Below are 9,009 nucleotides of genomic sequence, written 5' to 3'. Positions count from 1 at the left end.
ATCCTTTCGGGGCCGCCGGTCCGCGCACCGGCGGCCCCGAAAGGATCCCCCGCATGACCTCCGCCCGCTTCCTCACCGCGCCCGACGGCACGCGCTTCCGCGACCTGAACGGCAACGGCGTGATGGACCCGTACGAGAACCCGACCCTCAGCGTCGACGAGCGGACGGAGGACCTCCTCGGCCGCCTGAGCCTCGAGGAGAAGATCGGGCTGATGTTTCAGACCGTCATCGAGGTCGGCGACGACGGCGAGGTGCTCGAGGCCCCCGGCAAGATCTCGAAGTCGCCGACGACGACGGTCGTCGTGCACAAGTACATGAACCACTTCAACGTGCACGCGATCCGCACCGCCCGGCAGGCGGCGACCTGGAACAACAACCTCCAGGCTCTCGCCGAGACGACGCCGCACGGCATCCCGGTCACCATCAGCACCGATCCGCGTCACGCCTTCGTCGAGAACACGGGTGTGGCCTTTTCGGCAGGTCCCTTCTCGCAGTGGCCCGAGGGGCTGGGGCTCGCCGCCCTCGACGACGTCGAGACCGTGCGCGAGTTCGCCGAGGTCGCTCGCCGCGAGTACGTCGCGGTCGGTATCCGCGCGGCCCTGCACCCCCAGATCGACCTCGCCACCGAGCCGCGGTGGGGGCGGCAGGCGCAGACCCTGGGACAGGATGCCGCTCGCGTCACCGAGTTCACCGCGGCCTACCTGCAGGGCTTCCAGGGCGACGAGCTCGGACCCGACAGTGTGGCCTGCACGACCAAGCACTTCCCGGGCGGCGGGCCGCAGCAGGGCGGCGAGGACGCGCACTTCCCCTACGGGCGCGAGCAGGTCTACCCCGGCGGCATGTTCGACTACCACCTCGAGCCGTTCCGCGAGGCGATCCGTCGCGGCACCGCGGGCATGATGCCGTACTACGGCATGCCGGTCGGCCTCGAGGTCGACGGGCAGCCGATCGAAGAGGTCGGCTTCGGCTACAACCGGCAGATCATCACGGGGCTGCTCCGCGAACAGCTCGGATACGACGGCGTCGTCGTCACCGACTGGGAGCTCGTGAACGACAATCACGTCGGCGACCAGGTTCTGCCCGCCCGCGCGTGGGGAGTCGAGCACCTCTCCGCGGTGCAGCGCATGGAGAAGATCCTGGATGCCGGTAGCGACCAGTTCGGCGGGGAGGAGTGCGTCGAGATGCTCGTCGACCTCGTCCGCTCGGGCCGGGTGTCCGAGGAGCGCATCGACGCGTCGGCGCGGCGCCTCCTGCGGGTGAAGTTCCAGCTCGGGCTGTTCGACGACCCCTACGTCGACGTCGACGAGGCCGAGCGGATCGTCGGCAACGCCGAGTTCCGGGCGCTGGGGGAGCGGGCGCAGGCGCGCTCGCTGACCGTGCTCGTGAACGAGGGCGGCGTGCTGCCGCTGCGTCCCACCGGCGCGGTGTACGTCGAGGGCTTCCGTGCCGGCGACGTCGCCGAGCTGGGCAGCGTCGTCACCGACCCCGCCGAGGCCGATCTCGCGCTCGTCCGCATCGGCGCGCCGTTCGAGCCGCGCGACGACCTCTTCCTCGAGGCGTGGTTCCACCAGGGCTCCCTCGAGTTCGCGCCGGGCCTCGTGTACCGGCTGCAGCAGATCGCGGCATCCTGTCCTCTCGTTCTCGTCGTGAACCTGGACCGGCCGGCGATCCTGACCCCGTTCGTGGATCACGCCGCGGCGATCGTCGCCGACTATGGAAGCTCGGCCGCGGCCGTGCTCGACGCCCTCACCGGCCGCGTGCCCCCGCGCGGGCGCCTGCCGATCGAGATCCCCCGGTCGATGGATGCCGTGCGTTCGTCGCGCGAGGATGTACCGTCGGACACCGGCGACCCCGTCTTCCCCGTGCACCACGGGCTCGAGCTGGAGGAGCCGGCGACCGTGGGGCAGAGGGGGTAAGGGCGGCTCATGGCGGAGGGGCAGACGACGCGACGACCGACCGTGTACGACGTCGCGAACGAGGCGAACGTCTCGATCGCGTCGGTGTCGTTCGCGTTCCGCCGACCCGACAAGCTCAGCGACGCCACGCGGCAGCGGGTCCTCGACGCGGCGCGGCGGCTGGGGTACGCCCCCAGCGGCGCCGCCCGCGGACTCGCACGCGGGCGGACCGGCACGTTGGGCCTGCACGCCTTCGACCTGCTGCTCGAGCGCGCCGACCCTCTCGCACAACCGCTGAGCGGCATGCAGTCCCCGCCGCTCGACACCGGGGGAGTGATCCCTTGGGATCAGACCGACGACGACGTGCTGTCGGACCCGCGTGCCTTCCCCCTGTATGTCGACGAGGTGCAGCGCGGCTTCGAGCTGGAGTGCTGGGCGCTCGGACGTCCGGTGATGTTGAGCAGCGGATCGGATGCCGACGTCTCGGTCGCCGACACCGTCGGGCGCGTCGACGGGCTGGCGATCTTCCCCTCCCCGCAGACCGCGCCGACCCTCGCCCGGCATTCCCTGAGCATCCCCATCGTGCTGTTCAGCGCCGCACCGGCCGACGACGCGCACCACCGGGTCCGCGTCGACAACGCCCGCGGGATGCGCGCGCTCGTCGCCCACCTCGTCGATGAGCACGCCGCGACCGACCTCGCGTTCGTGGGGCGTCTGGAAGCGACGGATGCCGTGGAGAGACGCGACGCGATGATCACGGAGCTCGAGGCCCGTGGCATCCGGACTCGTCCCGAGATCGTCGACGCGACGGTCCGCGGACAAGACGACCTGGTGCCGCAGGTGAGGGCGCTGATCGCGGACGGGCGGATGCCGCAGGCGTTCGTCTGCGCGACCGATCAGAACGCGTTCACGCTGCTCGACGTGCTCGCGGCCGAAGGAGTGCGCGTGCCCGAGGACGTGATCGTCACGGGTTTCGACGGCACGCTCGGTTCGCGCCTGACCAGTCCGCCGTTGACGACCGTGCGCCAGCCGATGGAGGCCATGGGGCGAGCCGCCGCGCGGATCCTCGCGGGCGCGGCCGGGGCCCCGCCCGCGGGCGGCCCGTTCGACGTCGTGTTCGAGCCCCGGGTGCTGGTGCGGGAGAGCTGCGGCTGCTGACGTCGGCGCCTGACCGTCGGCGGGTGTGCCGTCGTGCCGGGTCGTCCGGCTCGCGACGGGTGGGTCGGCCGTGCCGTCGTGCGGAGTCCGTGGGTGACACGCCGGTTCAGGATGCCGTGGCCCGGCGTGTCGGCGGGGAACTCCGCCTGACGGCTCCGGGTGGGTTGGCCGTGCCGTCGTGCGGGGTCCGTGGGTGACACGCCGGTCCGGGATGCCGTGGCCCGGCGTGTCGGCGGGGAACTCCGCCTGACGGTCCCCGAGGGCCGGTCAGGCCGCGTTCCACCTCAGCCGCGGGGCGCCCAGGCCCGCCCGCACGCCGCCGGGATCGGCCACCGGGAACATCGTGACGATCCGCCCGTCGACGGCGTAGGCCAGAGCCGCGGAGCCGTCGGGCAGCGGGACGCCGAGCGCGATCCGTGCCGTGCGGCCCTCGAACTCCTCGGTCACGGCGTCGGCGCGGGCCAGCAGGGTCGAGGCCGCCGCGGTCGCGCGTGACAGCAGCGTCTCCGGCGGCGCCCAGGGCAGCAGCGCCCCGGTCTCGAGCCCGCACGCGCGCTCCAGTTCGCCCGACAGCCACCGCTCGCGCTTCAAGCCGTACGGGGTGGGCGTCGTCGAGAGCAGATAGCCGTAGACGTGCAGCACCCCGGCGTTGCCGATCGGCCACTCCGCCGCGAGGCCCGCCCGCTCGTGCAGTTCGTCGAACACCCCGCGGGGGAGCACGGCCGCCCCGACGTTCTCATCGATCACCGTCGAACGTCCCCACGCGTCGAAGCGCCCGGCGGCGCGGTCGTCGGCGAGGGCGGAGGCGAGCCAGGGGAGCGAGTCGATCGCGGACGCGGGGTCGGAGACGGCGAGGTGCGCGGCGGCGTCGAGGGTCTGCACCGCTCCACGCTACGACGCTCCCGCGCATCGTTTACACGGCGTTCATCTAACGTGGACATTCCGTCCACATTTGGGGCGCATCATGGACGCAACGTCCACGACAGGAGCTTCCTTGCCTCGCCCCGTCCTCATCTTCGACTTCGACGGTACCGTCGCCCTCGGCGACGGCCCCCTCTTGGCCTATGCCCGCGCGGTCGCCGCGCACGCGGCATCCGCCGACGCCCTCGTCTCCGCCGTGGCCGCTCGCCTCGCGGAGCCCTCGGGCGACGCGATCGACGGTTACGACGTCGTCCGCCGCGTCGCCGAGGCCGAGGGGATCGGCGACGACGCGCTCGCCGCCGCCTACACCGCCAGTCGCGCCCAGCTCGGCACCCCTGACGCGCCCGTCGCGGTCGCCGCCGGCCTCGCGGAGTTTCTCCGGACCACGGATGCCGAGCGCCTCCTCGTCACGAACGCGCCGGCGACCCGGCTCGACGAGGCCCTCGCCTCGCTCGGCCTGGCGGGACTGTTCGACCGCATCGTCACCGACGCGGCCAAGCCCGCGGGGCTCGAGGCCTTGCTCGACAGCCTCGAGGCGGGCACCCCCGTGCTCACGATCGGCGATGTCTGGCGCAACGACCTCGCACCCGCGCACGCCCGCGGCCACGCGACCGCCCTCGTCGGCGGCTACCCCGACCCCGCCGCCCACCCCACCTACCGCGCCGACACCCTCGACGAGCTCCTGCCGGCGCTCGCCCAGTGGGTGCAGGCCGCCCGTCTTCCGTTCTCCGCCTGATCTCCACCCGACCCGCAGAAGGAATCATGAACACTCGTCGTCTCCGTCTCGCCACGGCCCTCGCCGCGGCAGCCCTCGCCTCCGTCTCGCTCGCCGGGTGCTCCGGCGCCGCCGGGGCCGCGTCCGAGCCCGCCGCCGACCCGAGCTCGCTCGTGCTCGCCCTCGTCCCCTCCCAGGATCAGGCGAACCTCGTCGACACCGCGAAGCCCCTCACCGACATGCTCACCGAGAAGCTCGGCATCCCGGTCACCGGTGTGGTGTCGAAGGACTACCAGGCCGCCGTCGAGGCCATGGGTGCGGGCCAGGCCCAGATCGGCTTCCTGCCGTCGCTTCAGCTCTGGCAGGCCAACGACCGCTACGGCGCATCGGTCGTCCTCCAGACCGAGCGCAACGGCAACATCACCTACCCCGGCCAGTTCATGACGAACAACCCCGACAAGTACTGCTCGACGCCCGTCGTCGAGCGCGACGGCATGAGCTTCTGCAACGGCGCCGACGCGCTGAAGGGCCCGGCCGGGCTCGACTCGATCACCAAGATCGCGGGAGCCAAGGTCGCCGTGCTCGGTCCCGGCTCGCCCGCCGGGTACATCTACCCGATGCTCGCGCTGAAGGAGGCCGGCGTCGACATCGACAGCGGCTTCCAGAAGGTTCCCGTCACCGCCAACGACGCGTCCGTGCTCGCGGTGTACAACGGCGACGCCGAGGTCGGCTTCAGCTTCTGGGACGCGCGCACGCTCGTGCAGAAGGACAAGCCCGACGTGGGCCAGAAGGTCGTCGTCTTCGGCCTGACCAACGAGATCCCCAACGACGGCGTCGCCGTGTCGAAGGACCTCTCGCCCGAGCTGCAGAAGAAGATCTCGACGGCGCTCGAGGAGTACTCGACCACCGACGAGGGCTCTGCCGCGCTCAAAGCCGTCTACTCGATCACCAAGCTCGCCCCGGCCGACCCGTCGTCGCTCGACGTCGTCGCCCGCGCCGCGCAGGAGCTCGGACTCCAGTGACCACCGGTTCCGTGACCCGGGGCGTCGAGGTTCAGACCTCGGCGCCCTGGGGCATCCGCCTCGACGGCGTCTCGGTGCGCTACCCCAACGGCACGATGGGGCTGCGCGACGTGAGCGTCGACATCGCCCCGGGCGACCTCGTCGCCGTCGTGGGGCTCTCGGGCTCGGGCAAGTCGACGCTCATCCGGACGATCAACGGTCTCGTGCCGGCGACCTCGGGCACGGTCGAGGTCGGTGGACGCCGCATCGACGGCGCCTCCGGCCGTCGACTGCGCGAGACGCGCGGTCACATCGGCATGGTGTTCCAGAGCTTCAACCTCGCGGGGCGCACGAGCGTGCTCAACAACGTGCTCGTCGGCCGCCTCGCGCACACCCCGCTGTGGCGCACGCTCCTCGGCGCGTACCGGCCCGAGGATCGCGAGCTCGCGTTCGAGGCGCTCGACCGCGTCGGGATGCTGCCCAAGGTCTGGGACCGCGCCTCGGCGCTTTCCGGCGGCCAGCAGCAGCGCGTCGCGATCGCCCGCGCGCTCACGCAGCAGCCGCGCATCGTCCTCGCCGACGAACCCGTCGCGAGCCTCGACCCGCCCACCGCGCGCGGCGTGATGAACGACCTGCGCCGCATCAACGACGACCTCGGCATCACGGTGCTCGTGAACCTCCACCTGCTCGACCTCGCCCGCGAGTACGGCACGCGCATGATCGGCATGCGCGCCGGAGAGATCGTGTACGACGGGCCCGCGGCATCCGCCACCGATGCCGACTTCGCCGAGATCTACGGTCGCTCGGTGACCGCGGCCGATCGGCTCGAGCGATGACCTCCCTCACCGTTCCTCCGCGTCCGAGAGGACGATGGATGCCGTGGGCCGCCGCGCTCGTGATCGTCGCCGTCACGGCGGTCATGTGCCTGCCGGGGGTCGGTGTCGGTCTCGACCTCGCCGCGATCGCGCGCAACTGGCAGCAGGGCGCACTCCGCATCGTCGAACTGCTCACCCCCGACTGGACGTTCTTCCCCCGCACGGTCGGCCCGATCCTCGAGACGCTGCAGATGGCCGTCATCGGCACGGCCGTCGGGGCGGCGATCTCGCTGCCGGTGAGCTTCTGGGCCGCGCGGCCCACCAATCCGTTCACCCCGACACGGGCTCTCGTGCGCGGCATCCTGAACGTGATCCGCGCGGTGCCCGAGCTCGTCTACGCGGCGGTGCTCGTCGCCATGGTCGGGGTCGGAGCGCTGCCGGGCATCCTGGCGCTCGTGCTGTTCAACGTCGGCATCGTCGTGAAGCTCGTGTCCGAGTCGATCGACGCCACCGACGCCGGCCCGCTCGAGGCCGGGCGCGCCGCGGGCGGCTCGCAGACGCAGATCAACCGCACGATCGCGCTGCCCGACACCTGGCCCACGTTCGTCTCGCAGACGCTGTACGTCTTCGAGCTCAACGTCCGCGCGTCCACGGTGCTCGGACTCGTCGGCGCGGGCGGCATCGGCCTCCTCATCGACGCGGTGCGCACCTTCTACCGCTACGACCAGCTGTCTCTCGTCATCCTCGAGATCCTCGTGATCGTCGTGGTGCTCGACACCGTCAGCGACGCGATCCGCCGGAGGCTCGTATGACCGTCCTCGCCCCCGCCCGCCCCGCGGCGCTCGCCGTGCCCGCGCGCCGGCGTCGGCCGCTTCGCACCCTGTCGTGGGTCGCGGTCAGCGTCATCGTGATCGCGGCCTTCTGGTCGGCCGACATCACGTGGTCGCGGCTCGGCGAGCTCCCCGCCGAGATCGTCCGCTACCTCGGGTTGATGTTCCTCTCGCCCAACTGGGCGAAGCTGCCCGAGGCGCTCTGGCAGACGTGGCGCAGCGTCGAGATGGCGTGGATCGGCACGGTGCTCGGCATCCTGATCGCCACCCCGCTCTCGCTCATCGCGGCGCGCGGTTTCGGACCCGCGCCCGTTCGGGTCGCCCTGCGCTTCGTCTTCTCGCTCGTGCGTGCCGTGCCCGAACTCGTCTTCGCCATCATCATCCTCTCGGTCACCGGCCTCACCCCTCTCACCGGCGCACTCGCCCTCGCGGTCGGGGGAGTGGGAACGCTCGGAAAGTGGGGCTACGAGGCGGTCGAGAACGTCGCCCCCGGTCCCATCGAGGCCGCCCGGGCCGCCGGCGGGTCGACCGCGCAGGTGCTGCGCTGGGGCGTCTGGCCGCAGGCGGCGCCGACGTTCTTCTCGTTCTGGCTGTACCGCTTCGAGATCAACGTGCGCGCGTCGGCCGTGCTGGGCCTGATCGGCGTGGGCGGCATCGGCGACATGCTCACCTCGTACACCCAGTACCGTGAGTGGTCGACGGTGGGGATGCTCCTGATCGTCGTGGTCGTCGTCACCGTCGCGATCGACGCCGTGTCGGGTCGCATCCGCCGCCGCATCATGGAAGGTCCCCGTGTCCGCTGAGGTGCCCGTCACCGCGCGCATCGCCGCGGTGCGCAACTCCCTGCAGCCGAGCGAGCGCCGCGTCGCCGACCTCATCGTCGATGATCCGGATGCCGTCATCGAGCTCACCGCGCAGCAGATCGCCGACCGCGTGGGCGTGGGGCGCTCCTCGGTCGTGCGCGCGTGCCAGACCTTCGGATACCGCGGGTATCCGCAACTGCGCGTGGCGCTCGCCGCCGAACGGGGTCGCCGGGCGGTCGCCCCGGTCGCACAGGACGGCGCGCTCGGCGGCATCCGTTCCGCGATCGATCGCATCGCCGACGACCTGCGGGCGGTCACGAGTCTGCTGGATGCCGAGGGGGTCTCGGACGCCGTCGCCGCGGTCGTCGCCGCCCGGCGGCTACTGGTGGTGGCCAGCGGCCTCTCGGCACCGGTCGCGATCGACCTCGCGATGCGTCTGACCGCCGTGGGCCGCCCGGCCGAGACCGTGGGCGACCCGATCGGGCAGCAGATCGCGGCCCGGCACCTCGCTCCCGAGGACGTCTGCGTCGTGATCAGCGGCTCGGGGGCGAACGAGGCGAGCCTGCGCGCGGCGTCCGCCGCGCGTGCCGCGGGGGCGCGAGTGATCGCCCTGACGTCGTTCTCGGCCTCGCCGCTGACGGAGCGCGCCGACCTCTCCCTCGTGCTCGCGTCGGGTGGCACGTTCCGCGACGAGCTCGAGCACACCTCCCGCATCGCGCACGCGGTGTTCGCCGAGGCGTTCGTCGACGCGGTGGCCGCCGTCCGCGCGGGCGAGGCCGACCTCTCCCGGTCCCGCGTGCTCGAGATCCTCTCCGACAACCTCGGCGACGCGGGCTGACGTTCCGCGGGCCGTAGGTCCGTGGCATCCTGT

Annotated in this window: 9 protein-coding genes; 8 read left to right on the top strand and 1 reads right to left on the bottom strand. The window is 72.1% G+C overall.

What is annotated here, in order from left to right:
* The first annotated feature begins 53 nt into the window (after positions 1–53).
* Both NS283_RS03780 and NS283_RS03775 read left to right on the top strand, forming a co-directional pair.
* Positions 54–1,916: a glycoside hydrolase family 3 protein gene (locus tag NS283_RS03780; RefSeq protein WP_058595557.1), complete on the top strand. Its 1,863-nt coding sequence runs from the start codon at positions 54–56 to the stop codon at positions 1,914–1,916.
* A 9-nt stretch (positions 1,917–1,925) separates the two neighbouring features.
* Positions 1,926–3,053, top strand: a complete 1,128-nt coding sequence (locus tag NS283_RS03775) for a LacI family DNA-binding transcriptional regulator (RefSeq protein WP_058595556.1) — start codon at positions 1,926–1,928, stop codon at positions 3,051–3,053.
* Between the two features lie 267 nt (positions 3,054–3,320).
* On the opposite strand, the gene NS283_RS03770 is transcribed toward NS283_RS03775, so the two are convergent.
* Positions 3,321–3,935, bottom strand: a complete 615-nt coding sequence (locus NS283_RS03770) for an amino acid deaminase (protein WP_193752628.1) — start codon at positions 3,933–3,935, stop codon at positions 3,321–3,323.
* Positions 3,936–4,047: 112 nt separating this feature from the next.
* Between NS283_RS03770 and NS283_RS03765 the strand changes: the two genes are divergently transcribed.
* The 6 genes from NS283_RS03765 to NS283_RS03740 are packed head-to-tail and all read left to right on the top strand — an operon-like array spanning position 4,048 to position 8,976.
* Complete coding sequence (locus tag NS283_RS03765; protein WP_058595555.1) at positions 4,048–4,710, top strand: HAD family hydrolase; 663 nt, start codon at positions 4,048–4,050, stop codon at positions 4,708–4,710.
* A 26-nt stretch (positions 4,711–4,736) separates the two neighbouring features.
* The gene (locus tag NS283_RS03760) at positions 4,737–5,711 is read left to right on the top strand and encodes a phosphate/phosphite/phosphonate ABC transporter substrate-binding protein (protein WP_058595554.1); all 975 of its coding nucleotides are present in this window, start codon (positions 4,737–4,739) and stop codon (positions 5,709–5,711) included.
* Positions 5,708–6,526 carry a phosphonate ABC transporter ATP-binding protein gene (gene phnC / locus NS283_RS03755; protein ID WP_058595553.1) on the top strand — a complete coding sequence of 273 codons (819 nt, stop codon included), beginning with the start codon at positions 5,708–5,710 and terminating at the stop codon, positions 6,524–6,526. Before NS283_RS03760 ends, phnC begins: the two co-directional genes overlap by 4 nt.
* Positions 6,523–7,317: a phosphonate ABC transporter, permease protein PhnE gene (gene phnE, locus NS283_RS03750; protein WP_058595552.1), complete on the top strand. Its 795-nt coding sequence runs from the start codon at positions 6,523–6,525 to the stop codon at positions 7,315–7,317. Before phnC ends, phnE (NS283_RS03750) begins: the two co-directional genes overlap by 4 nt.
* A complete protein-coding gene (phnE, locus tag NS283_RS03745; protein WP_058595551.1) occupies positions 7,314–8,138 on the top strand; it encodes a phosphonate ABC transporter, permease protein PhnE in 825 nt (274 codons plus the stop codon). Before phnE (NS283_RS03750) ends, phnE (NS283_RS03745) begins: the two co-directional genes overlap by 4 nt.
* Positions 8,128–8,976, top strand: coding sequence for a MurR/RpiR family transcriptional regulator (locus NS283_RS03740; protein ID WP_058595550.1), 849 nt, complete (start codon positions 8,128–8,130; stop codon positions 8,974–8,976). Before phnE (NS283_RS03745) ends, NS283_RS03740 begins: the two co-directional genes overlap by 11 nt.
* Positions 8,977–9,009 lie beyond the last annotated feature (33 nt).

Source organism: Microbacterium testaceum, from assembly GCF_001476285.1.
In the GTDB taxonomy this organism is placed as follows: domain Bacteria; phylum Actinomycetota; class Actinomycetes; order Actinomycetales; family Microbacteriaceae; genus Microbacterium; species Microbacterium testaceum_B.
Note: the sequence above shows the minus strand (reverse complement) of the source record. Positions and strands in the feature narration are given on the sequence as shown.

Bases quoted from the DNA above. Each gene is read 5' to 3' on its own strand.
- NS283_RS03780 (WP_058595557.1), top strand. From the start codon at position 54: ATGACCTCCGCCCGCTTCCTCACCGCGCCCGACGGCACGCGCTTCCGC.
- phnE (WP_058595551.1), top strand. From the start codon at position 7,314: ATGACCGTCCTCGCCCCCGCCCGCCCCGCGGCGCTCGCCGTGCCCGCG.
- NS283_RS03760 (WP_058595554.1), top strand. From the start codon at position 4,737: ATGAACACTCGTCGTCTCCGTCTCGCCACGGCCCTCGCCGCGGCAGCC.
- phnE (WP_058595552.1), top strand. From the start codon at position 6,523: ATGACCTCCCTCACCGTTCCTCCGCGTCCGAGAGGACGATGGATGCCG.
- NS283_RS03775 (WP_058595556.1), top strand. From the start codon at position 1,926: ATGGCGGAGGGGCAGACGACGCGACGACCGACCGTGTACGACGTCGCG.